Annotated in this window: 1 rRNA gene; it reads left to right on the top strand. The window is 49.9% G+C overall.

The window, feature by feature from the left end:
* Positions 1 to 377: ribosomal RNA gene (locus tag GXK56_RS27570) — 23S ribosomal RNA — on the top strand; the annotation flags it as partial.

The following is a 377-nucleotide window of genomic DNA, read 5'->3' as shown; positions in this document are numbered from 1 at the left end:
ACGGAACCGAAGTATCTGATTTCATGCTTCCAAGAAAAGCATCTAGAGAGAGAAGTAGTGCCCGTACCGCAAACCGACACAGGTAGATGAGGAGAGAATCCTAAGGCCGACGGAAGAATTGCAGTTAAGGAACTAGGCAAATTGACCCCGTAACTTCGGGAGAAGGGGTGCCTGAGAAATCAGGCCGCAGAGAATAGGCACAAGCAACTGTTTAACAAAAACACAGGTCTCTGCTAAAGCGTAAGCTGATGTATAGGGGCTGACGCCTGCCCGGTGCTGGAAGGTTAAGGGGAATGCTTAGCGCAAGCGAAGGTGTGAACTTAAGCCCCAGTAAACGGCGGCCGTAACTATAACGGTCCTAAGGTAGCGAAATTCCT

The organism is Clostridium sp. C2-6-12 (genome assembly GCF_009928485.1).
In the GTDB taxonomy this organism is placed as follows: Bacteria; Bacillota; Clostridia; order Clostridiales; family Clostridiaceae; genus Clostridium.
This window is presented reverse-complemented; position numbering and strand designations above follow the sequence as displayed.